Here is a 23,344-nt window from a genome sequence, read left to right as displayed (position 1 = left end):
TATAATATATTAATAAATTCATTTAGTAACTTTTAATTACGGAGGAAATGATAATGGACAAACTAAGAGAGGGTTACTGGTCGATTGCAACACAAAAACACTAGAAAAACTATAAGCCAGATAGCCCCCATTTAGATGAATTCGATTCATTAAATGTAGCTGGGAAAGCTGAACGTTTACTAGGTGTCATTAGAGGAAACTCTGTTATTGCAAATGTTAAAAAGTTAAAAAAATGGTTTTATCCGTTGGTATTGGCAAGCAGGAACTACACAGAACTATTTTGCCAGAAATAGAGAGAGCTTCTGACCAACAAATTGAATTTAAAAAAATGCAGCTGGAGATTTTATAAGACTTGAAGAATATGTTCTAGCAAATAATCAAGTTCTTGGTATTACAGGTCAAGTGTATGAAAATTTAAATCCATCAGACATAGAACGAATTGCAGTTGAAACATTAGACCAAACAAAGAAAATTCCACTTCTGCAAAGTGAACTAACTAATTTGCTTGCGAGTCAAACGTTTTCAGAGGAAGATATTCAGTTAGCATGTTCTCTTCAAGAACAGTTTCGATTAATACAAAAGCTCAATAAGACTAAGGGCAAGGAACCTATTTATAGTAATGAATATGTTTGGGGACCGAAACATGAAAATATTGTAATGACTGTTTCTTCTTTGGCGCGACTACTCATGCCGCAGAGGCTCCAAGTCAAATCGTTCTATCATCGGAGCAAAATTCTGCTTACCCACGTAATAGAGCGAAGAGCCTTAAGTTTATTACACCTATTAAAATTATAAAAAGTAATAATAGATCGCAAAATAAAAAGCCTAGAATACACTAGACTTATTGACTTGATACTATTGTTAAACTGTATTTTTTTTGTTGTTATAAATAATAAAATACGCTCCACAACCTACTACTAATACGATATGAATGTAGTAAGGTAAGTATTGGAGTTGCTTGTTAGGAAGATGTAGGACTTGATCAATTATTAAGTAACTCCAAATCAAGTGATAAATTAAATTGATCACTAAAAAAGCAACATGAAGATTACTCCAGTCCTTAGAGCATAAAGCAATACCAATAAAAACACAAACGAAACTCCATACTAAGCTAACTGAGAGGTCGCTCATAGTTGAATCACTATTCCAAAGCCATTTCAATACACTAGGAATATAGAGTAAACCTGTCAAACATGTAAGGATTCCAATTATCCTTTTATAGTGACCAACTTTGATATGACTCACCACCTTACCCCTGTTTGTTTAGTATATATTATACCACATTTACAAAAATTATTAAGCCTGAAGACAAGTCTCCAGGCTTAAGATTATTATTTACTATTTTCTAGCTTCCAATATAATCCCATTGGAATTGTACCTTTAGCAACTTCAACTGAATACACATTCGAATCATCTACCAATTTTTCTAAAACTTCTTTACTTGCCACACCTTGTAATTGTATATAGCCTTTAAATTCATAACTTGTATCACTTTCTATTGCATCAAACACTGAATCAGACAGTAGTACTTGACCAATAGTTACACGTTCACTATTTGAGTTAATACCTCTTCCATACAATAATACACTCGAAATATCATCTAAATATTCTTTGACTTCTTCACTTGATAAAGGTCTGTTAAAAGTAATAATAAACTCTGAAAGTTCATTACCCTTAAGTTCTCTTATATTGTCATTCACCTCAGCTGCGAATTCATCCAATTGTATCTTGTTTTCGATAGCTGTATACTCTGGATTCTCTATCAAAGTTTTACTCTCAATTTGAGTTGTGTTCGTTTGAATTGAGTCAGTAGCTAAGGTAGTCGTTGTTGCTGTCCAACTTCCACTTGTAATGTCTGATGGGATATGAAAACCAGCTAATGAATCAAATGTATTACTTACTGTATTTAGTTCACATTGCCCAATCAAACATTCTGCAGTTGTAGGTTCTCTACTTTGAGATGAGTATGCTATTAAATATGGTTCTGTAGAAACATTATAAGAGCTAATATATTGCCATTCAGTACTTAATTGATATTCTGTTCCAGCTACAATATCATTTGGAGTCTTAGAAGCTGCCTCAATTTCACAAATGGCTGAAAATGTACTATATGAACAATTATCTGTATCTAGTTTAGCATCTGGCATAGTGGTACTATAATAAAGTCCTTGTAATTTAGGGTTTACACTATCTAATTTTATCTCTACTGTTGGGTAATAATTAGTGTTTAACATATTTGTTTTTTGAGTGCTGTTGTATTTAAATTTGACATCAGCATGAACGTAATTTTTATTGGATGTTGTGTACTTATACGCATTGTAAGTGCCGGTGTATGGCTTATCCCAATTTGTATAAGTTGAGTTTGAAAAAGTTTTAGACTCTGCAAATACGAGTAGTGGCAAACTAAAGAGCATAGCCAAAGTTAGTATAACCATTAGAAATTTCCTTTTCATTTTACCTATCTTTCCATTCAACACTCCCATATCATATTTTTTATAATACCAAAAATTATAATATATGTAATAAATGTTTAAAATAGGGATTTTGGGCCTTAGTGTTTGCTGAAGAAGAAAAAAAGTCCTAAGTTCTAGTTTAGGTTTATACGAAAAATGTCGAAAATAGCATGACTTAGATGAAAAATAAACCATATCAAGCCGATACTATAAAAGAAGGTTCAGGTATGGCATCAGAAGCAAGATAAACGTCTTTTTCAAAAGCTAAAAAGGAACCTGCAGCCTGTGGAACGAGCTTAATCAACTCTGGAATCCGGCTTAAATTCGAACGATCGTAATAATGGGTCATCCTGTACCCTCCCGTTAAATAGGATTGATTCCTTATTAATTGTAGGGAAGAGCGATTCAAATCTCAGTGACATTGTCACAAATGCTGTTTTATTATACGGTTTAAGATGCCGCGATCCAATATGATGATTTTTCCTCTGCTTAATTCAATCGCTCCTTGCTCCGCAAAGCTTTTTAAAATGCGGGTAATGACCTCGCGTGATGTCCCAATTTCTATAGCTAGCTGTTCATGAGTAAGCCGCAAGCAATCACCCTTCACAAATTCTGAAATTAAATAGTCCGCAATGCGATAAGGGAGAGGCTGAAAAGCGATATTTTCCAACAGCTTTGTCACATTCGTCATTCGATCAATAAATTGTTTATAAAAATATTGCCGAATGGGTTTGATCGTGTTCATCCAGTCTCGAAATACGGAAACAGGCAGCAGCAACACGTCCGTCTCCTCCTCTATGGCAACCGATGCTTCATATTCAGTCTCACCTAGTATGCTTGCCATTATAAGGACGCAGCACTGACCGCTATGCACCCGGTATAAAGTGATCTCTCTGCCTGTTTGACTCAGCTTAAACACTCGAATTTGACCGCTGACAATAAACATTGCATGCTGTAAAATATGGCCTTCGCGAATGGAATGCGAGGTAGCCGGATTAATGGATAATAGCTGTGCAGCTTCCCAGCTCTCAGCAGGAAGATGGGCGAATGAGGGAAACATATGCTGAATTTGCTGTATTTTTTTGCGAGAAAGATGATTCATACACAAGCTCCTTAAGTGACGGATTGTGTACTATTTCTCTGTCTTTTTTGTTTTTCCTTTTATTAGAAGATTTACCCAACCTAAAAAAAGAAGTGCACTGGCCATCTCAGGCTCGCACACTTCAATTTTTTGATAATGGCTATCTTTTTTATTGCTTTCCTTCGCTTCTTGCAAGCTCCTTGCGTACAATGGGGGCGACCTTGGTGCCAAGCAGTTCAATGGCTCGCAGTACCTCGCGGTGCGGCATCGTACCTACATTCACATGCAGGAAGAATCGAGTGACGCCTAGATTTTTGCGTAGCAAAAGAATCTTCTCTGCAACATATTCAGAATCACCCACATATAGAGCGCCTCGAAGGCTGCGGGCAGAGTCATAAGCTGCACGGCTGTAATGCTGCCCCCAGCCGCGTTCACGTCCAATGACATTCATCTGTGCCTGAGTCGGCGGGAAAAATAAATCGGCTGCCTGCTCCGTTGTTTCGCCAACAAAACCGTGCGAATGTGTGGCGATTTGCAGCTTGCTAGGATCATGGCCAGCTTTTGCAGCTGCTTCCTTGTAAAGATCGACCAGCGGTGCGAAATTTTCAGGCATCCCGCCAATAATAGCGAAGGCGATAGGAAGGCCGAGCAAGCCTGCGCGAATTGCAGATTGTGCGTTGCCGCCGCTTGCGATCCAAACGGGAAGCGGGCTCTGAACTGGCCGCGGGTATACAGGTAGATTATGAATAGCAGGACGATGTCCACCGCGCCAATTGACCTTTTCGGAATCTCTGATAGCAAGAAGCAGCTCTAGCTTCTCTTCAAACAATTCATCATAATCTTCTAAGCTGTACCCAAATAGCGGGAAGGATTCAATAAACGATCCCCGCCCTGCCATAATCTCGGCTCTGCCGTTCGAGAGGCCATCGAGTGTGGAAAACTGTTGAAATACACGAACCGGGTCGTCTGAGGACAGAACGGTAACGGCGCTAGTGAGTCTAATATTTTTGGTCATAGGAGCTGCTGCTGCCAGTACAACCGCAGGCGCAGTGCCAGCGTAATCAGCACGGTGATGCTCTCCAATACCATAAACATCTAGTCCAACTTGGTCTGCGAGCACAATCTCCTCAACCGCATTGCGCAGACGTTCAGCATGGCTCATGATTGCTCCTGTCACCGGGTCCGGTGTCGTTTCCAAAAAAGTACTAATTCCAATTTCCATGTTTGCTGCCAAATTGGCCATAAGCATACGCCTCCTTTATTACCTATAGTTTACTCAATTTTTTATGGTTTCTCAAATTTAGTAAGCAGATAATTTCGGTTGATTACTTCTCTAACGAATCGTAATATGCTTATTAGGCAGAAAACGGCATCTTTTAAATTTTAACGAACCTGATTAACGTTATGGCATGCTGTATGAGGGGTTAGGAGCTGTTTTTCTCAAAATAGCGACGCTGGAGTTCGTTACATATTTAATCCATTACGAATCGATTAAATAAGAGCTGCTAGGTTCGTTAGCGATAAATCCAATACAAATTCCGGGCAAAGGAGCACATAGTTAACAGCGATTCACTCAGGCATGCGTTTTGTCTAAGCCTCCATAAACATAACAAGGGCTGTTCCAAATGTAGATTTCTACTTTTGGGACAGCCCTTTCAGCTATATAGCAGAACGTTATTACTCGAATTAGACGTTACCCATATAGCTGCGTGTCAGATTCGGCATGATAAGCACATCGTTTTTGCTGTATTTTGCATACAGCTCGGAGAGGGATTGAATAAATGGTTCATATTGTTCATCAGTCTCTTTTGGCGCATAGGAACCGGATAAATTTCGTCCAATAAAACGGTCTAAATCAAACTCCAAATGGTATTCAAATACTTTGAATTCATAGCTCCCGTTCCGGAAAAACTGCTCATACACGTCAGGAGTCTTATCGATACCGCCGCTAAATCCTTTAAATGCAGGGCAATACTTTTGGCAGATCGCTGCGTTTTCAATAACGAGCTCGCTTGAAGCATCTCTGCTATTCCACACTAAGGCAACGTTAGCATCTGGTTTTAGTATTCTTTGGCACTCCAGCTTAAACTGCTCCTTGTCAAACCAATGAAAGGCTTGGGCAACCGTAATTAAATCAATGCTTTGGCCTTGCAGCGGCGTATGCTCAGCAGCACCATTTATGGAGGTAAACTTAGCATAATGATTTAATTCTTTTTCTGCGGTGGATCTCATATCCTCATTAGGCTCAATGGCAATGACCTTTAAATCTTGATCCAGCAGCTGCTTCGTAAGTATTCCAGTGCCGGAACCAATATCAGCTACAGTATGATCCGGTGATAGGTTATTGCTCTGAATAAGGTAGTTCATATAAGCCATTGGATAATTGGAACGGTATTCGGAGTAAATCGTGGCTTTGCCCGTAAAGTTATCTTTTGTCCCCAAAATAAATAGCCTCCCGTAAATGATTTATTTTGAATACAATAATTTTACTGATTTTCTTTAATTGTAGCTCTTGTCTTGCCATTAGTCGATGCAGGAAGATATGATGAAATAAATAACAAGTCTACGATCAGCGAGGGGTAGATAAAATGGTAGTTGACCACAAGCAATGGAAACCTGAAGTATTGGCGTATCTTGAACGAATAGGTTATAACGGCCCGATCGACAACAGTTTGGCAACACTCACGGAGCTCCAGAACTGCCATGTACATACCGTACCTTACGAAAACTTAGATATTATAAATCGGGTTCCGCTATCATTGGAAATTCCTGATCTGTTCAATAAAATCGTTACAAGGCATCGCGGCGGCTATTGCTTTGAGTTGAATGCACTGTTTGGTTGGTTGTTAGCCGAGCTCGGCTTTAACGTGACGAACTATTTTGCCCGGTTCTGGCGTGATGAGACACAGACGCCGCCAAAACGCAGGCATCATATTTTACAGGTATTAGCTGAAGGAAAGCCGTATCTATGCGATGTGGGAGTAGGCGGTATTGCACCACGAAACCCGATTCTTTTGGCTGAAAATGTCATCCATGAGCAAAAGGATGAAGCGTATCAGCTGGAGCGGGATGCCTTTTTTGGCTGGGTGCTGCTGGAGAGGAAGAAGGGGGAATGGAGCCGCCTTTATACCTTTACCGAGGAACCGCAGCTGCCGCAGGATTTCATTATGACTTCCTACTGGTGTGAGCATGCACAAGATTCGATATTTGTGAGCACGCCGATGGCGGCCATTCGGACAGCTGAAGGAAGAAATACGATCGCAGGCGAAGAGTTTCGTATATTTACGGCAGAGGGCGTTCAGGTAGTTACACCTTCTACACAAGAGGAATATGCGGAAGCATTACGTAAATATTTTGGAATTGTCATATCCGTATAGCATGCTAAGCAATCGGATCATCTTTTATATTTCTATCATACTAATGGGCTATCTCAAAAGTAGATTAATCTACTTTTGAGATAGCCCATTTTTTACGTATATGCTGACCGATTGTTGTCATATGACAAAAAAATGACAACTCTCACTATATAAAAGGGAGAATTTGGATTATACTGTTTATAGGTAATTAGTATCATGTAAATGATAGAAATGCTAAAGGTAAATAGATAATAGGAATTATTTTTGAGGTGAAAACAATGGCTGAGTATATCATGTTTCGAGAGATTTGGACGCCTTTCCGATTGGTAGGCATTCGACTATTCAAGGATGAACATACTAAATATTGGTATAAAATTGGGAGCAATCATCGAAAACGAATGTTTAAGTGAATGTAACGAGCAGACTTTCCATCGGATGGTCTGTTTTTTTATTCCAAGCACGAACGCGGTATTCATAGTAGATGAGCCAATGCTATAATGAAGTTAAATTTCTTCTGGGCTTCCTTTAATTGATTACCTATATTTAAATAATGAATTCTTTCCATATCTAGCAACTGGGGAGTGCGGCTTCTTGATTGAGATATCAGGTTATCAAATGATCGATGAAATAGGCAGTTATGATGATATAAACCTATATAGAATGATTCGCCAAGCGGATAACATTGCGGTTATCGCCAAAACCACATGTGACATCTATACAGGACCGAACGTGGTTGCTGCATTTCAGCATGAGTATGAGTTGCTCGTTAAGCTCGGCGGACGAGGAACGTTAGAAGCATACAGTCTGGAAATGTTAGCTGACAGACCTGTTCTGATTTTGCAGGATATCGGAGGCAGTACACTAGATCGGGTATTGCGCACGCGCGATAACCCTTTTATGCATGAAGCGTTGCTGGCTATCGCAGTATCGGCAGCAGATAGCCTGATGCAAATACATCGTGAAAAAATAATACTCAATGAAATAACCCCCTTTCATCTCATCGCAAATCCCGATACTTATGAAGTGAAGTTTATTGATATTCGAATGTGTTCAACTGAACTTAACAAGAGTCAGCTTCCCTTAACAACAGGCAGGCCTGACTTCATTTTGTCCTATATCTCTCCAGAACAGACGGGCAGAACGGGAATGATCCCCGATTACCGCTCTGATTTCTATTCGCTCGGCGTCACCTTATACGAATGGATGTCGGGAAGCCTTCCTTTTGAATCACAAGATGTAATGGATGTTATATATCGGCATATTGCCAGCACGCCTGAACCTCTGCATAAGAGGTATCCCTCTATACCCGAGATGGTATCTGCTATTGTAAGCAAGTGTATGGAGAAGATGCCTGATGCGAGGTATATCAGTGCATTCGGGTTGAAGTCGGACTTGGAAGAATGTCTGAATCAATTCCAGTTATCAGGAGAAGTAGAAGCCTTTGCACTGGCAAGCCGTGATATTTCCGATCTTTGGAGGACTTCAAGCCATTATTACGGCAGACGCTCCGAGCAGCAATGCTTGCAAGATGCACTGCAGCGAGCGTCGTTAAGCGCTGCGGAGGTTATCTGGGTTAGCGGCAACGGAGGAATAGGGAAAACGTCCTTTGTGAATGAAACGCTTAGAAAGTCGATGCCGCTTGAAGTTTATTTTGTTACGGGCAAATTCAATCCGCAACAAACGGCAAAACCTTACGACGTATGGATTCAAGCCATTGATGAACTGGTTAGCCTGATGCTCATGGAGAGCAAGCTGCAGGCAGAGGTTTGGAAGCTGCGCATTATAGATGCCCTAAATGGGTATGGACAGCTGTTGATTGAATTGGTTCCAAAGCTGGAGCTGCTGATTGGAGAGCAGCCAGCGGTACTTTCATTGCCGCCAGTGGAAGCACAGCGCCGTTTCCACCTTATTTTGAGCCGTTTTATTCATCTATTCCTTCACCGGGACTGCCCGTTGGTTTTGTTCTTTGATGATCTTCAATGGGCGGATGAAGAATCGCTTCAATATCTCGCTTATCTGCTAGAGGATAGGGACATCAATCATTTACTCGTCATCTTAGCTTATCGGGATGGAGAAATTACGCCGCTGCATCCGCTGAGCCGTTTGGAGAATCAATTTGAAGAGCACAACACAAAGAACAGCCGTATTCATCTGGAGGCTTTGGAAGCCGCTGATTTAACCAGCCTTCTAAGCGACACCATGGGCTGCGAAGCTGCTGAAACCGATGAGCTGGCTGCTATATTGCTCCATAAGACGGAAGGCAATCCTTTTTTTCTAAAGCAATTTATTCAGGATTTGGTTGATGATGAGCAAGTTATGTTTGATGAATCGAGCAGGCGCTGGCAGTGGGATTTGCAGCTAATTGCTGAAAGGAACGTTCCGGCCAATACGGCTGATTATATATCGGATAAGATGAAGCTTTTCCCAGATCAGATGGTTTATGTGCTTGGGCGGGCAGCTGTTCTTGGCACCAGCTTTGATGTAGATATGCTTGTTCCCATTACGAATCTACCCTTGCAGGAGCTTGCAGAAGTGCTGGAGAAAGCCGAGCGTGAACAATTATTGCAGCCAGTTAAGCTCGGGAACGGAAAAATTTATCAATTTCAGCATGATCGCATTCAGCAGGCTGCCTATCATCTTGTATCCGAGGATGAGCTTCCCGCATTGCATTGGAGAATCGGATCGCTGCTTGTGGACCGTGTAGCATTCACTGAAGATGCAAATGTATTCGAAGCCGTCAATCATTTCAATCAGGCATGGAAACAAATAGAACGTCTAGAGCAGAAGCTGGAACTCGCCGAGCTGAACTTAAAGGCGGCCTTGAAGGCCAAACAATCGACCGCATATGAGACATCACTAGGCTATTTGCGTCATGCTGCTGCCCTTATCGAAGAGGAATGTTGGAAAAACAGCTACTCGCTTGCCTTCCGAATATTCAGAGAACGCGCCGAGGCGGAATATTTATGCGGTCATTTTGCGAAAGCAGATGGTTTATTTAATTTGTTGATCAGCAAAGCGGAGACTAATTTAGATAAAGCGCTCGTTTGGACCATGAAAATTCAATTAGAGGCAACGAATGACAATTACGACGAGGTCCTTTCTTTGGGCCATCAAACGTTGGAGCTATTGGATATTTACCCTCGTTTTGAGCCAAGCACATTCGAATTGACTGTGCAGTGGTTAAAGCTCAGAAGGAAAATTAAGAAACATTCGATAGCATCGCTGCAGCAACTACCGCCAATGACAGATGAAGTACGGAAAGCGGCTATGACCGCGATGGTCTATACGAGTAATGCCAGTTTTTTTGTAAATCAAAAAGGCTGGCTTGCTACTACGTTTACCATGGTCGAAATGACACTGGATTACGGCATGGCCCCGGAGTCTTCAATCGGTTTTGTCGGTTATGCCATGTTCCTGAATTTTCAGTTTCGGCATTATAAAGAGGCATTCGAATGGGGTATGCTCGCCTGTGAATTATCGAAGCCGTACCCTATACTGCATGTTAAGACGCTTACTTCATTCACCCTTTGTTACGACAGCTGGCGCAAATTTGATCCGATGATGCTGAAGACCTTTACCGAGCATGCTGGGAAAGTTGGACTGGAATCGGGAGATCTGTGGCACAGCAATCAAAGTGTATTAATTAATTGTGCAACTCTACTGCAATATGGTCATCCGCTTAGTGATATTTATAACCGGTTAATTGCGCATTCAGGCGATTTTTTGCGCCATAATAATACGCTTCATTGGAAGCAAGCCGTTTTGCTTGCTAATCTCCTTGTCCGTTTAACGGGATATCGCGCGCCGAATGATCCATTTATGGAAACGGATATCTTTAGCGAGGATTTTGCCGGATCGGTGCACGGAGATCAATTTAATACGATTCAAGAGCTGGTTTGCACGCTTCATTATTTGCCTGGCTATTTTTTTGGTCAGTATCAGGAAGCAAATGAGGCTTTGAAGAGAGCAGCCGCAATTATTTCTTTGCGGAATGATAACTATGAGAGCACCGTACAATATTTTTATGAATCGTTAGTGCTGGCACAGCTTTATGAGGATGCTTCCGTACAGGAGCAAAAAGAATTTTTGACAACTATTAAGAAACATATGAAAAGAATGAAAGTGCTCACTTCGCGTTGTCCAGAAAACTATAAGCATAAATATTTGCTCATTAAAGCTGAAATGGCGCGGATTAGACGAAAGAGCCGTCAAGCGGAGGAGCTGTTTGAGCAGTCGATTGAGGCAGCGCGTGCTTATGGATATATACATGATCTTGCAATAGCAGCGGAATGCCTTGCAAAATTTGCCCTTCGTCAAGGCAGGCAGCAGCTCGCGAAAATCTATATGACGGAAGCGTATGAAGCTTATATTGAATGGGGGGCGGCTGCAAAAGCGGCTGATCTGGAACAAAAATATGGGCATCTGCTCCACATTAGACGGGAGTCGGGCCTTGAAAGTGTGGATTATCTCTCAGCAGTCATGTCCGCGCAAGCATTATCGGGCGAAATGGAAATGAATCGTTTGCTCGATACGCTGATGCGTATCATGCTTCATAATGCAGGTGCGGAATATGGCGTACTTATTTTTGGTCACGAAGACAATTGGGTTGTTGAGGCGTATGGAACAGCAGAGGAGCTTCACATTGAAACCGTGCCCCTTGCGGAGGAATCGGAAATCGCCTCAGCGGCGATTATTGGCTATGCAGCACGAACGAAAGAGGAAGTTGTCCTGCATGATGCAGCCCATGAAGGGATGTTCGTCCGAAATCCGTATGTTAAAAATAATGGATTAAAGTCGGTTTTATGTCTGCCTATCATGCATCAGAATAAGCTGATTTGCTTGCTTTATATGGAGAATAAGCTATCGACGAGCGTCTTCACACCGCAGCGGCTTGATGTTCTGAAGCTGCTCGGCTCCCAGTGCGCCATTTCCATAGAAAACGCTAAGCTATATTCGGGGATACAATATCTTAAAAACAACTTAGAGGCACAAGTCGTCGAGCGGACTCGCAGTCTTGAGAGATCGATGCAAGAGACGTCTGCTGCGCTTGCCGAAGCTTCTGTTTATGAGGAACGGAGCCGCATTGCCCATGATATTCATGATATTGTCGGTCATTCACTTACCTCGACGATCCTTCAGATTGAAGCTGGGAAGCGTCTGCTGCACAAGGACATGGAGGGCGGCATGCAGCGGCTGAAAGAAGCACAGGATCTAGCAAGGCATAGCTTGAATGAGATCCGCGGCTCTGTCCATATGTTGAAGGAGGACAAGTTCGCTGACCTCGGACAAATGCTGAATCGGCTCATTCAGGATACAGAGCGCAATATGGAAGTAGAAGTTCATGCAGTGATTCAGCCTTTGCCGAAGTTGTCGACAGCGCATAAGAAGGCGATCTATCATGCGCTGCAAGAAGGCTTAACCAATGGCATCCGGCATGGGGGGAGCAAGGAATTCCGCTTTAGTTTGCAAACCGTCGGCACCTATTTGCAGTTCAGGCTTGAAGATTGCGGAATTGGAGCCCCCGAGATTGCGCTTGGATTTGGGTTAAAGGCGATGAAAGAGCGAGTGGAACAGCTGGGCGGAAGCCTCTCTATTGAATCATGGCCAAATCAAGGCTGTCTGTTAAAAATCGATTTGCCCTACAAGTTACGTTTGAATGGAGAGAGGGAATGAATAAGATAACGATAGTAATTGCCGATGATCAGATGCTGACACGGGAAGGACTTCGAACCATATTGGACTTGGAAGATGATTTCGAGATCGTTGGCGTAGCTAAAAATGGGGAAGAGGCGTGTGAAATGGCAGAGACGCTTCAGCCACACCTTATGCTGCTGGACATTCAAATGCCGATTATGGATGGAATCACCGCTTTAAAACGAATAAAGCAGAGCTCGCCCAACATTTTTATTTTGTTTTTAACGACATTCATAGACGCGGATTATATTGTAGAGGGCATGGCGCACGGGGCAAGCGGCTATATGCTGAAGGATATGGACATCGATAAAATGATTGCCGCGATTCGTGATACGATATCCGGGCAGTTTATTCTTCCAGCCGCGGTTGCAGCCAAACTGGCTGAGAGGATGAACAGGTTTACAGAAGATCACGAGCAATGGCAAAATCCGAGCCAGCGCCACATCCAGCTGACAGATCGCGAGAAAAAGTTGGCACAGCTTATTATACGCGGACTGAACAATCGAGAAATTGCTGATGCGTTGTTCATAGCCGAAGGTACAGCACGCAACTACATCAGCAATCTCTATAGCAAACTGGAAGTTGTCGACCGGGCACAGGCGATTATTCGCCTGCAAGGCTTGATTTGATTCATGGCTTTAAGTGATGCCTGTATCCGCTGGGACAAGACGTTTTTGCATGCGCTGCTCATTTAGCAGCTCCATCATCCATGTTTCAATTTCTTTCGTATGCTGCGTGGCATAGGCTGGATTCGCAAGATTGCGATTTTCTAGAGGATCTTCGGTTAAGTTGTACAGCTCAAATTCCTCAGGAGCCGGCTCCGTTTTCACTTGTGTCGCCCACAGCGGGTACTGTTCACCTTTCGCAGCATCAGCTTGCAAAAAGGTTACATCTTGTACGCCTGGTTGGCTCCAAAATTGCACGTTGTCATAGTAACGGGAGTATTTCCACAATTGTTTCTTGCCATCGGTAATGATCGTCATGAGGACAGACTCAATATGATTAGGCTGAACAACGGATGCATAGGCTTCCCCGAGTGGATTTACTTGGTGCTGGCCGCGTGTCACGTCGTCATCGGTCATGAAATATACAGGACTATCGCCGGTTACCGCTTGTTTTTGTTCCAAAATGATAGGAGTGAGGTCGCGCCCAACAAAAGGGCGGGCTTCGCTGAATCTCTTTTGCAAGCAGCATTGAATGGTATGGATGTCCACATTCGCAAGTCCAAGCATAGTAGGCAGCAAATCAACATGGCTTGTAAGGGTATCCACATTTTTATTATGCGGAAAAAGATGCTTATTATGAATAAGGAATGGCACATGCAGAAACTCTTCATAGGCACAGTACCATTTTTGATGAAGATTTCCGTGAGATCCGAGCAAATCTCCATGGTCTGAGGTGAAAATAACGATCGTATTGTCATAAAATGATGAGCGAGCAAGCGCCTCGTATACTTTTAACATTTGCTGATCGGCATTTTTTTGCAGCTGGTAATAAAGCTGACGGTAAAATGGATTGTCGATGATCGGCTGCAGCGCCTTAGGGTAAGTATCGCGATAGCTTGCTTGGCAGCTTGGTTTCGTAAGCAGCGACTCGTTCATCGTTGGCGCCGGGGAAACCGATGGTACCGTAGGCTCCACTTCGAAACGGAAGGCGGGCAGATGCGCGGTGAGCGCACCGTACAAAACAATATCATGCGGGTTAACAAAGGAAGCAATGACTAACCATGGCTTGGCATTTTTATCATTGCTTTTTTGACGATCAAGGTTTTCAAGCAGCATCACGGTTTCCTCACCATAAACCACATCACGTCCGCTTATTCCAAAACCTGCAGAGGAGGCGGAATTACGCGGATTTTTTCCATTTGGCTCCGGACCAATCCAGTCAGAGAAGCCGAAGTCATCTAAGCGATTAGCTTGGTAATATAAGTCGCTTCGCTCTCTGTCAGGTACGCCTGTCAAAGGATCAAAGCTTGGAATGCTGTTGTGGGTGCCAGGGACGATAATATCTGCATAGGTTATATGCCATTTCCCTTTGTAGTGCGTCTGATAGCCGGCTTCGCGGAAATAGTCGCCCATCGTAGGAACGGTGTTTTTATCCAGCCAATGCACATCGGAATCGAAAGGCTCTTTGGCGATTCCAACCGTTTGGCTGACGCCGTGGAGCGACGGGTAATGTCCGGTAAACAAGGTTGCCCGGCTTGGGCAGCATGCGGAGCTCCCGATGTAGTGCCTATGGAACTCCATAGCGTTTTCTTTCAACAACTCCTGTGCGATTAGATTTTTTTTGCGCCATTTTTTTATTTCGGCGTTCTCATATACAGGGGGATAACGTTCCTCATCCACCAGGATGACAAGAAAATTAGGCTTATCGAGCTTTCGTGAAGCTTGCTGATTACGTTTCATGGCATACACACATCCTTGGCTAAAGACTTCACTTTAAATTATGCTGTAAAGCTTAGAAACAGTAATTTTCTACCGTTAGATGCGTAAGCATATACGAAAAAAGAAACAAGCTCACCTCATTAAGGAGGTGAGCTTGTTTCCTTTTTTATAGGTTTTACTTTTCTGCTTTCCATTCAGCGATTTGCTGTTTGTATTGTACAAGAAGCTCGCTAAGTGATTGCTTAATAGCAGCAGCATCTTCAGCTTGAACTGCTTGCGCCAGCTTAATCTCTGCTCTAATAAACGCCATGTCAGCGCTGTCTGCTTCGCTAATAGTCGCTTCAGTCATTTGAACTGCCGTACCTGTATTCTTATCAAGCTGAACGACATCAGCTGGTGCAATATTTAGTTTATTGGAATCTGAGATTTTCACTGCAGCAGTGCTCATTGATAAAGTTCCGACATTCTCCGATTTAGAAATAGAGATCGTTTCCTTGCCAGCTGAAATTGCTGGTATTGCTTCAACAGATGAAATGAGGTTTTTCATAGTGCTGCCGATCGTTTTCTCATATTGGTCTAATGTATCCTGCCAGTCCGCTAGTGTGTCAGGTGCATACTTTTTGGCTAAGTCGAGCGGATTAGTAAAGCTGTTGACCACAGCTACACCAGTCGTTGCATCTGCGGAGATGAAAGTGCTTGCTGTTACGTTTTGCAGCATAGAGAATTTTTCAGGTGCTGGCGCTTTAGACGCTGCATTCGAGATGGCAGGGCCTGCAACAGCGGACATTAATAAAGCAGATGAAAGGACAACTCTGGAAATAATCAACTTATGGTTCATGGTTTCACGCTCCTAATGGGTTTGTCTTACTCGTCTTACTCTACAAGAAGGCTGTGTCAGAACATTGGTGTATTTGTGGAAAAACGATGGCACGACCCCATTGTGATTGTGGGCTTGGTATACTTATAGAAGAAATGTTCAGGGGGTTAGTGAAGGTGAACAGCAATTATCGCATCGCCGTTGTGGATGATGACTTTCATATACGTAATTTAGTCGAGATTTATTTGCAGAAGGAAAATTACCAGACAATCGGTTTGGAAAATGCAGAGGACGCATGGGAGCTGTGGCAAACCAATCCTCCGGATCTGTGGGTGCTCGATATTATGCTGCCGGGAATGGATGGCTATGAGCTATGCAGGCGAATTCGGAATGAGGCAGAAGTTCCCATTATTATGATTTCAGCCAAAGATACAGAGGTTGATAAAATATTAGGCTTGGAGCTTGGGAGCGACGATTATTTAGTTAAGCCGTTTAGTCCTCGCGAGCTGATGGCGCGCATAAAGCGGCAGCTCCAACGCTGGTATAAAATTAACCAAGCCGAAGAAAACACGGCGAATGCTGCAACGCCATTGTCACGGCTGGAGCTCGGTGAGCTTCAATTGATGCTGGAGGAAAGACGTGTATTCTGGCAAGGCGAGGAAGTGGACATGACGAGCAAGGAATTCACGATGCTCAAGGTGTTTATTGAGCAGCCGAATCGTGCTTTTGCTAGAGCTGATCTGCTCACACTCGTCTGGGGCGACGATTATTTCGGCAGCGATCGTGCAGTCGATCATCTTATTAAACGAATACGAAAAAAAATAGAACATTTACCTATAGAGTCGGTATGGGGTCATGGCTATCGAATGAGAACGGATCGGGGTGTGTATTAATATGAAGCTCGTTCATCAAATTAATCTCGCATTTGGCATCGCGCTTGTGCTTGTTTTATCAATCACTGCGCTATTAATTCATTATGTATTATTAGATCATTTTATGGTTGCGCAGAAGGAAGAATTGAAGATGGCAAGCGCAACGCTGTCCGCTACTATGAAGACGGATATGGTGACCCAATCAGCGAAGGATAGCCGGGTGACTCTTTCTGCCAGTGCATTATCAATTAACTCATCCATTGAAGCCGTCGTGACGGATGCCCAAGGAAATATTATGCAAGAGGTATTGCCGATACAAACCTTGCAGGCCGGCAAAGCGTCGAGCACGGAGACAGCAGCCATTGCGAGCGTTGGTAAGGTAGTGAACGGTACGGATAAAGGGTTTCTTGTTGAAGTGAACGCCATTCCGCAGGGTACGCTGACGGTCTTTACGCCAGTTAGCAAAGTTAAAGAAATAGAGCAGGCGCTGCTGAAACGTTTGCTTCTTGTATTTGGTGTGGGCGGAATGCTCATGCTGGTGCTTAGCCATTTGATCACAAGGAAGCTAATCAAGCCGCTCATGAAATTAAAGGAAGAATTGACAAAGGTGAAGAGCCGCCAGTTTTCCAAGGTGAAACGCGTAAAGGCAGGGGGAGAGATTGGTTCTGTTGCACAGGTCGTTTTTGAAATGGCTGACGAGCTTAATCGCTTTAACCGTGCGCAAAAGCAGTTTTTCCAAAATGCTTCACATGAGCTGAAATCACCTTTAATGTCCATTGCGGGTTATGCGGAAGGCATTAGAGACGGAGTATTTGAAGGTGAAGGTGTTTATAAAGGCTTGGACATTATTTTAAGTGAAAGTGACAGGCTGAAAAATCTGGTGACCGAAATGACGTTGTTAGCGAAGCTCGACAGCGAGGAGGATATTTATCAGCCCTCGTTGGTGTGTTTAAAGGATTTGCTCGCGGAGACGATTGAACGTGTAAACCCTATGCTCGTCAAAAAAGGAATTACACTGCATCCAAGCTATGATGAGCATGAACAGCTGATTGTACGAGCAGACCAAGACAAGCTTCTTCAAGCGATGCTTAATGTTGTGACAAATGCGATTCGACATGCGGACAAAAATATTTATATTCATGCTTCGGCTAAGAAAGGCCGCATAGAAATATCGGTGTCCGATGATGGCGGCGGCATTCCGGATGAGCTGCTTCCTTATTTATTTCATCGTTTTGTGAAAGGCAAGGACGGGGAGTCTGGCCTCGGCCTAGCTATATCGCGAGCGATTGTGGAACGATGCGGGGGCCTCATTACTGCCGATAACCGCAAGGGCGGCGGTGCTATATTTTCTCTTGGATTTCCAATAGCCGCATGAGTAGGAGTAAGCCATAAGGAAGAAGCCTTCAAAACCACAATAGGAGTGGGATTGAAGGCTTCTTTTTATATCCAGTAATACACGCGGAGTATCTTTTAGTCGCTTTTTGTCGATCCTTGGAATGAATATTTTAAATCCATAGACAGAAACGAGATAGGATGATTCCTTGTGTTTTCGTACATGAAGTTTTTTAGAGGAAACCGAAAATCAAAATATCGGATACCGACTAATAGTGCCTCATCTCTTCAAGATCCTCCCATTAGCAAAAATATGTCAACTAATATTGTTTACCTCAAACAGCTGTTCACGTTAACACCAGATTTGATTATCAGACAAATCCAAACGGATCAGGAAGGTAACTCTACGACACTTGTATATCTGGAGGGATTAGTAAATAAGGAATATATACATAACAATATTTTGCATGAGTTAATTAATGGTTCTCCTGAACAATATAATCGCTTACCCGAAGTAAGTGTAGGAAAGATTCGTATCGGATGGTCTTGGGATGAAATAGAAAATGCTATTTTGCAAGGGAATAGTGTGCTTTTTGTCGAAGGACAGGCCAAGGTCTACATTTATGATACGAAAGGCTGGCCGCAAAGAGCGGTTGAAGACTCTCGTATTGAAGCGTCACTTCGTGGAGCACACCAAAGCTTCGTAGAAACAGGTAGTCAAAATATTGCTTTGATTCGCAGATATATTCCTAATCGTGAACTGAAGATCAAGGAGCTGATTGTAGGACAACGCGGGAAATTAAAGCTCTCCATTATATACTTGGCTGATGTGGCTAATCCAGAGCTACTCAAAGAGCTTGAAAAGCGAATCAATCTTATTGATATTGATGCCATTATGAATACAGGAGAGTTAGCTGAATTCATTGAGGATAATCCGTTTTCGCCGTTCCCGCAGGTTATTTTGACGGAGAAACCAGATACGACCGCATCACATATTCTCCAAGGAAGATTTGCCGTTATCGTGGATCGATCGCCCACTGTGTTGATTGCTCCCGTAAATTTTATTACCTTCTTTCAAAGCGTTGATGATTACAATAGCCGCTGGTTGAGTGCTTCCTTTATTCGGCTTCTTCGTTTCTTTGCTTTATTTATTGCATTGTTTTTACCCTCTGCTTATATAGCGTTCATTTCATTTAATTACGAGGTCATTCCGGTACAGCTCATTCTATCAATTGCGGAGACCAGATCACGGGTGCCATTTCCACCTATTATAGAAGCTATTTTGATGGAAATCGTACTTGAAATGATGAGAGAAGCAGGAATTCGTCTGCCTGCAATGATCGGTCAAACGATTGGTATTGTTGGAGGCATCATTATTGGGCAGGCGGCTGTTCAGGCAGGAATTGTAAGCAATTTTATGGTCATCGTCGTATCCTCTACTGCAATAGCCTCGTTTATCATTCCGAACTATGATATGGGGGCTTCAATAAGGCTGCTAAGGTTCCCGATGATGATACTGGCCTCGATGTTTGGCATAGTGGGAATTGTCACCGGAGCGATTGTTTTAGTTGCTCATTTCGTTTCTTTGGAATCGCTGGGAACTCCCTACGGAAGCCCGTTAGCTCCTTGGAGATATGCTGAAATGAAGGATGTTTTTGTTCGTTTTCCTTTATGGTCTATGCTCAAGCGACCCAAAAGCACGATGCCCTTACAATCCATCAGACAGAAAAATCATCGGGAGGATGAGGGTTCTTGAAGAAACATGGACTAAACCAAATTACATTCATGCAGTTTATTTTTATCATCCAAGGGTGTCAGGTGGGAACTGGGGTGTTTTCTCTCCCCAGAGAGCTTGCTTTGAAAGCAGGGACCGACGGATGGATAACACTCATCTTGGGATATTTCTTAAATCTGATTGCAAGTATTATTATCGTAAAGGTTTTAGAGAAATACCCGGATGACACCATTTTTGATTTGTTGATCCGTCTTTTTGGCAAGTTTGTGGGGAAGGCAATGGCCCTTCCTATTATTTTTTATTTCGCTTTTTTCACTTGGACGATACTGTCATTAACGATGTTATTTATCAAGCATTGGTTTTTGCAAATAACCCCGGATTATATTGTAGTTTGTTTAATCATTGCTCCTGGATTTCTTATTGTTGGAAAAGGTCTGCATGTTTTGGGAAGATACTCTGAGCTTGTTTTTTATATGACGATTTGGATGTTTTTTCTCTTACTGTTTTCACTGAAAGACGCTCGATGGATTCATCTCCTTCCGATCATCAAGGAAGGTTGGAAACCTATTTTTGATGGGGTAGAGTCATCAGTTTTCTCATTTCTCGGTTTTGAGATTGTGTTGGTGTTATATCCTTTTTTGAAAACAAAGCATTTGGCTGTTCGCGGAATCGTCATAGCTAATTCGATTACTTTCTTTGTTTATCTAGGAGTTACCTTGATTTGCTTCGCCTACTTTAGTCCAGACGGGATTACAGACTATAATCAGCCACTATTTAATTTATTGAAGATGATTGAATTTCATTTTTTAGAGCGTTTTGATATGATTTTTTTGGCACTCTATTTGTTTGTTATTTCAACGGCGTGGCTTCCTTACATGTTCGGAGCAGCCTTTGGCGCTAATTTCCTATTTGGTACAAAAAATGCAGCTCCGTTCGGAACTGTCCTTCTATTGTCGTTCGTTGTGCTCACTGTTTTTCTTCATCCTTCATGGAATGAGACGGGTCAATGGACGGAATTCATTAGTAAAGTAGGAATATGGTTCGTATATGTGTGTCCTATCTTCCTTTACCTATATATCCGTATATATAATCGATTTCAACGGAGTGATAGCTAATGAGAGTCATTTACTTATTTGGTCTTCTGTTATCACTGTCCGTTCTTTCGGGATGTGCGGATCGGATCGACATTGAAGATATTTCACTCGGTCTGATGATTGGAATCGATCTAGATGAGGATGGAAATCTTGTTATTTCTTCATCTAGCCCGGTGTTTAATAAAGAAGCGAAGGACAAGGAAGAGAACATGACCGTTAAGGCCATTACGATTAGAGAATCGATAGAACAATTGGATGCTACAATCACTGCATTGTCAAGAAGAGGTAAGGTTCAAGTAATTCTCATTGGTAAACGTGTTGTTCAGCATAAACACTGGTTCAGAGTTATGGACACAATGTACAGGGATGGAAAGAACACAACCGTGTCTCGGGTCGTCTTGGTAGATGGAGCCGTTTCAGAAATCGCCATGTCTACGCCTAAAGATAAGCCCCGTCTTCCTCTGTATTTATTGAAACTGATAGATACCGCATACCAACGCAATATTACAGTTAAAACGACAGTTCAAGAGCTTCATCGTCAATTCACAGAAAAAGGGACAACTCCTTTTATGACAGAGATGAAAAAAGATGGTCAAATAACAGTAACGGGTACGGCACTTTTGGATCATTCGGGTAAATATAAACTAACCTTGGATATTAACGAAACAAAATTATTAAAAATATTGCAAGGTGAAAAGGGTGGCGTATTTTCATTTTCACTCAAGCTTCCTCAGCAGCCGGACGAGGGCTTGTCTCAAGAGAATAAAGCCAGTTTTTACCCTACATTTATTCAATTGAAGACAAAAGCTGGTTTTATCGATAATCATTTCAAATTTAATATTGGGGTGAAGATGGGCATTGTTATGACAGAACGTCTTTTTGATTTTGATGTCGAGAAGAATGCCCCCGAGTTAGAAAAACAAATAGAAGAAGAGTTTCATAAACAAGTGCGAAACATAATTAAGAAGACGCAAAAGGCCAAAATCGATCCATTTGGATTAGGTTTACATGCAAGAGCTTATGAATACAAGCATTGGAAGGAGGTAAAGGAGAACTGGGGCGAAGCATTTTCTCGGGCGGAAATAAATGTTAAAATGAAAATAAAAATCCAAGCAATGGGCTCGAACAGATGATGATAGGTGGGGATTTGGATGCCGCTAGCACCAGTCTTCGCCTAATATGCTCACAACGGAAATAGGTTGTGGGCTTTTTTTGTTGATTAGAAAAACGAGTCAATGTAGAGTTGGATATCTGTATTTGCAAAAGAGTAAAATACCTAAATTCTGTATTCAGCATATAGTTAGGGTCATGTATAATAGTTAAGTTCAATGAAAATATGACATTTAAATTATAGATAAAATAGGTGATCATGTGTCGGTTCTTACCATTAATGAGTTAGAGAGATATACCGAAAACGTACTCGTATTTCCTGCCTTTCATATCGAAATTGCATGTCATGAAGTGGTCGCGCTTTATTCGAGCATGAATGTCCGAAATGCGTTATTAGCGATGCTGACAGGAAAACTGCCGATTTCCAGTGGGGAAATTAAAGTGAATGAGCTGTCATTTGCAAACAACAGGAAGGGTTTTCTTAGTAAGATAGGTCTTCTGCTGTTGCAAGATGGCTCTTATGAACGGCTGACGGTCAAAGAAAACTTTAGTTTCTTTAAACAGCTATACGATTCAAGCCTATCCATCGATGAAGCTGTCCGCATCGTCAAGCTCGATCTGAAAGCCAATAAGCGCCTAACGAAGCTGAGCCTGTCAGAGAAAAGGCGAGTTCAGTTTGCACGCTTATTATTTCAAGATCCTGCCCTTTACATTTTTGAGGAGCCGGATCAGAATGTCGACCTTGAAACGAAGCTTGTTTTTCATAAAATGGTGCATACACTCGGGGAGAGCGGCAAAGCGATTCTCGTGCTCACGGGGAATATGGAAACAGCGCTTAGTGTGACAAGCCGTGTCTATCGTCTGGATGAGAAGGGACTCAAAGCTTTTGATGTTCAAGATACAGAAGAGGAACCGAAATTAGTATCTCCAGAAGATGCGGATAAAAAGGAAGAACCTGTGCTATCTAATACAGATAGTGTTGAGGAGCTTGAAAATGATGAGCCTATCGTTCAGCACGTCAGATTTGAGAAAATTCCGACACGAATGAATGACAAAATTATATTGTTTAATCCTCCGGAAATTGATTATATCGAAAGCAGTGAAGGACAAACGAATCTCTATATTAAAGGGGAGATGTATCCAACATCCTTCAAAATTAATGAGCTGGAAGAAAGACTGCAGACGTATGGTTTCTTTCGTTGTCATCGTTCTTACATCGTTAATTTGCAAAAGGTAAGAGAAGTCATTACCTTCACACGCAATAGCTATAGCTTGGTGCTTGATGATCATTTAAAGACTAACGTACCGCTGTCAAAAACAAAAATGGCTGAGTTAAAGGAAATGATCGGGCTTAAATAAGCGCCACTCACCGAAACCGCTGCTCCAAACCACGTGATTATTGCGCTATTCAGCCCG

16 protein-coding genes are annotated in these 23,344 nt (G+C 42.3%); 9 read left to right on the top strand and 7 right to left on the bottom strand.

Translation table 11 applies throughout. The features are described from left to right. Positions 1–1,331: 1,331 nt before the first annotated feature. The 5 genes from ACIFSR_RS06675 to ACIFSR_RS06655 all read right to left on the bottom strand — a co-directional run bounded on the left by ACIFSR_RS06675 (position 1,332) and on the right by ACIFSR_RS06655 (position 5,976). On the bottom strand, positions 1,332–2,435 hold the full coding sequence (locus ACIFSR_RS06675; protein WP_430055997.1) for a hypothetical protein: 1,104 nt from the start codon (positions 2,433–2,435) through the stop codon (positions 1,332–1,334). Positions 2,436–2,649: 214 nt separating this feature from the next. Next, a complete protein-coding gene (locus ACIFSR_RS06670) occupies positions 2,650–2,802 on the bottom strand; it encodes a hypothetical protein (RefSeq protein ID WP_339206171.1) in 153 nt (50 codons plus the stop codon). A gap of 75 nt (positions 2,803–2,877) precedes the next feature. After that, complete coding sequence (locus ACIFSR_RS06665) at positions 2,878–3,555, bottom strand: Crp/Fnr family transcriptional regulator (RefSeq protein ID WP_430055994.1); 678 nt, start codon at positions 3,553–3,555, stop codon at positions 2,878–2,880. Between the two features lie 148 nt (positions 3,556–3,703). After that, complete coding sequence (locus ACIFSR_RS06660; protein WP_430056216.1) at positions 3,704–4,756, bottom strand: LLM class flavin-dependent oxidoreductase; 1,053 nt, start codon at positions 4,754–4,756, stop codon at positions 3,704–3,706. Between the two features lie 464 nt (positions 4,757–5,220). Beyond that, positions 5,221–5,976, bottom strand: a complete 756-nt coding sequence (locus tag ACIFSR_RS06655; protein ID WP_430055991.1) for a class I SAM-dependent methyltransferase — start codon at positions 5,974–5,976, stop codon at positions 5,221–5,223. A 146-nt stretch (positions 5,977–6,122) separates the two neighbouring features. On the opposite strand from ACIFSR_RS06655, the gene ACIFSR_RS06650 reads away from it, so the two are divergent. From ACIFSR_RS06650 to ACIFSR_RS06640, 3 genes are all read left to right on the top strand, one after another. Beyond that, positions 6,123–6,911, top strand: a complete 789-nt coding sequence (locus ACIFSR_RS06650) for an arylamine N-acetyltransferase family protein (protein ID WP_339206175.1) — start codon at positions 6,123–6,125, stop codon at positions 6,909–6,911. A gap of 570 nt (positions 6,912–7,481) precedes the next feature. Beyond that, positions 7,482–12,563 carry an AAA family ATPase gene (locus ACIFSR_RS06645; protein ID WP_430055988.1) on the top strand — a complete coding sequence of 1,694 codons (5,082 nt, stop codon included), beginning with the start codon at positions 7,482–7,484 and terminating at the stop codon, positions 12,561–12,563. After that, positions 12,560–13,213 carry a response regulator transcription factor gene (locus ACIFSR_RS06640; RefSeq protein WP_430055984.1) on the top strand — a complete coding sequence of 218 codons (654 nt, stop codon included), beginning with the start codon at positions 12,560–12,562 and terminating at the stop codon, positions 13,211–13,213. Before ACIFSR_RS06645 ends, ACIFSR_RS06640 begins: the two co-directional genes overlap by 4 nt. 9 nt (positions 13,214–13,222) lie before the next feature. On the opposite strand, the gene ACIFSR_RS06635 is transcribed toward ACIFSR_RS06640, so the two are convergent. Next, positions 13,223–14,989 carry a sulfatase-like hydrolase/transferase gene (locus ACIFSR_RS06635; RefSeq protein ID WP_430055982.1) on the bottom strand — a complete coding sequence of 589 codons (1,767 nt, stop codon included), beginning with the start codon at positions 14,987–14,989 and terminating at the stop codon, positions 13,223–13,225. Positions 14,990–15,143: 154 nt separating this feature from the next. Next, positions 15,144–15,806 carry a hypothetical protein gene (locus tag ACIFSR_RS06630; protein WP_430055979.1) on the bottom strand — a complete coding sequence of 221 codons (663 nt, stop codon included), beginning with the start codon at positions 15,804–15,806 and terminating at the stop codon, positions 15,144–15,146. A gap of 155 nt (positions 15,807–15,961) precedes the next feature. On the opposite strand from ACIFSR_RS06630, the gene ACIFSR_RS06625 reads away from it, so the two are divergent. The 6 genes from ACIFSR_RS06625 (at position 15,962) to ACIFSR_RS06600 (ending at position 23,287) form a co-directional block, all read left to right on the top strand. After that, on the top strand, positions 15,962–16,678 hold the full coding sequence (locus ACIFSR_RS06625) for a response regulator transcription factor (protein ID WP_339206184.1): 717 nt from the start codon (positions 15,962–15,964) through the stop codon (positions 16,676–16,678). A gap of 1 nt (position 16,679) precedes the next feature. Beyond that, positions 16,680–18,032, top strand: coding sequence for a sensor histidine kinase (locus ACIFSR_RS06620; RefSeq protein ID WP_430055976.1), 1,353 nt, complete (start codon positions 16,680–16,682; stop codon positions 18,030–18,032). 168 nt (positions 18,033–18,200) lie between these two features. Further along, entirely contained in the window at positions 18,201–19,745 is a 1,545-nt protein-coding gene (locus ACIFSR_RS06615; RefSeq protein WP_430055973.1) for a spore germination protein, read from the top strand. Next, a complete protein-coding gene (locus tag ACIFSR_RS06610) occupies positions 19,742–20,839 on the top strand; it encodes a GerAB/ArcD/ProY family transporter (RefSeq protein WP_430055970.1) in 1,098 nt (365 codons plus the stop codon). Before ACIFSR_RS06615 ends, ACIFSR_RS06610 begins: the two co-directional genes overlap by 4 nt. After that, entirely contained in the window at positions 20,839–21,951 is a 1,113-nt protein-coding gene (locus ACIFSR_RS06605; protein ID WP_430055968.1) for a Ger(x)C family spore germination protein, read from the top strand. Before ACIFSR_RS06610 ends, ACIFSR_RS06605 begins: the two co-directional genes overlap by 1 nt. 238 nt (positions 21,952–22,189) lie before the next feature. Then, a complete protein-coding gene (locus ACIFSR_RS06600) occupies positions 22,190–23,287 on the top strand; it encodes a LytTR family transcriptional regulator DNA-binding domain-containing protein (RefSeq protein ID WP_430055966.1) in 1,098 nt (365 codons plus the stop codon). Positions 23,288–23,344 lie beyond the last annotated feature (57 nt).

This window comes from Paenibacillus sp. NRS-1760, from assembly GCF_050467785.1.
Taxonomy (GTDB): Bacteria; Bacillota; Bacilli; order Paenibacillales; family Paenibacillaceae; genus Pristimantibacillus.
This window is presented reverse-complemented; position numbering and strand designations above follow the sequence as displayed.